Here is a 1688-nt window from a genome sequence, read left to right on the forward strand (position 1 = left end):
CCGTTCGCCGCGGTGCTCCCACAGATCAAGAATTGGCTCAACACCCCGGGCCACACCGAAGAGGTCATCCTGCTCTACCTCGAAGACGAGCTGCAGGACGCCGCGGCATACTCATCAACACTCGCCACCCTCGGTGATATGTGGCCCAACGGGATGTGGCGGGATTGCATGCGGCCGCGGGGTGTTGGCGTGGCTTTGCTGCGTCACTCGGCGAGGCGGAGCAGCAGCTGAACGCACCAAGGCCGGTGATCGCCGAGCAAGAGATTCCGGAAGGGGGGCTGATACAACCTGTCTTGTCCGAACATAACGGTTTCGCGGGTTCCCCAGAAGTGGGAGATCATATTCCTCAAGGTCTTTCCCTCGACCGTATCGGGCCGAACGGTGGAGCGTTTATGTCCGTAGAAGGCGCACCGTTAGCAGAGCGAGCGACTCCGCCGGGTTTGGCATCTCAATATCACACGATGTTAGGAAGTGGTATACGCGTCCCGGATGGTTGGTGGTATTGCATGGACCCGCGAAGGCGGCATTTGGGCAGCCTGGCGGCGCGGAGCAATGGTTAGTTATCGATGAACTTACGGGAAAGAACGTCCCTGTCGAGGTTTTGAATCGAACCGGCATAATTACCGACCTTACGCCGTAGGGAGCGCAGATGTACGTTGGTGTCCATGGAGGAAGCCCCTCGGGCGATGCCGGCTTCCACGAAGTCGCCGAGCGCTACGAAATCTGGCGACATCGTTGGGTTTCAGCGATCGGCAAAGACCCGTCGCGAAATGCGCCGGAATTGTTGGATGGGAGCCTGTGGTTTCATAATGGCTACCCATATCCAGATTGGACGGCGGAGGTCATCAGGCCCTCGCAATTTGGATATCTTGTCTTGAGCGCGACTACTGAGAGAAGAATCTCACCCCTTGTAGCTGTAGAGGCGGTATTCTCACGCCTTGAGGACGCGGGAAAGCATATACTTATATTGGTCGGTGATATGCTACGCTTGGAATGTAAACTCGAACCGGTATATCGTCAGTGGCAGCGATACGGCATAAGCGCTGCATTACAAAAGAGCGTCGCGGACCAACAGGTCGCGGAATTTATTGCTACATATAACGGGGTTTCGCGGGATGTGGTAGAGCGGTTTATGCACAAGTATTCGGTAAGAGCCATGCCCAGCTCCTACGCGCACCTTTCTAGCTCGGACGAACCGACCAGTCGAGTGCTAACCATGTCATATGACGAGCTTGATGCCACACTCGCCGAGGGTCTTAATGTCGCCGGATAAGACTGTTGCGTTTCCCCAGGTTTTGTCCTCGCCGTGCGAATACAAGAAGAGCTAGCTACTCAAGGAGTACTGAGGTAATGACAACCACGGTTGATTTCTCGACCGACTTACATAACTGGCTTAAGTCAGCAGGATTGGACACGATCCAGGGGTCACGGACGGACGATGGCCGTACGATTATTTGTAATAGAGGCGGCGAAATCCGATACTTTGTGAGCTTTGTCGATAGCTGCTATGCGACACTGTGGGGCGCTGGTGAATTCGATTGACCAGCACGACAACTGTCGACCTCAAAATTTCACGGTCGCCGGAGTTCTCCCCTTGCGGCTGCTGAGATCACGAGTTGATCTTGATTTCCGGCTTGTCCGTAGGCGGCACCGCCGCGTGTCGTGCGCTGACGCCGGGTTCCACGGTC

At 55.7% G+C, this 1688-nt stretch carries 1 protein-coding gene and 1 pseudogene; both read left to right on the top strand.

Features of this window, described 5'->3' with window-relative positions:
* Window positions 1–132, top strand: a pseudogene (locus tag EET03_RS31590) (hypothetical protein); the annotation flags it as partial.
* 517 nt (window positions 133–649) lie between these two features.
* Window positions 650–1273 (top strand): hypothetical protein, encoded by a 624-nt coding sequence (locus EET03_RS29855; protein WP_136625701.1) that lies wholly within the window; start codon window positions 650–652, stop codon window positions 1271–1273.
* The last annotated feature ends 415 nt before the right edge of the window (window positions 1274–1688 follow it).

Origin of the sequence: Mycobacterium innocens (genome assembly GCF_900566055.1) — a bacterium.
In the GTDB taxonomy this organism is placed as follows: Bacteria; Actinomycetota; Actinomycetes; order Mycobacteriales; family Mycobacteriaceae; genus Mycobacterium; species Mycobacterium innocens.

What these genes read in the sequence shown, in the direction of transcription:
- EET03_RS29855 (WP_136625701.1), top strand. Translation starts at nt 650, where the DNA reads ATGTACGTTGGTGTCCATGGAGGAAGCCCCTCGGGCGATGCCGGCTTC.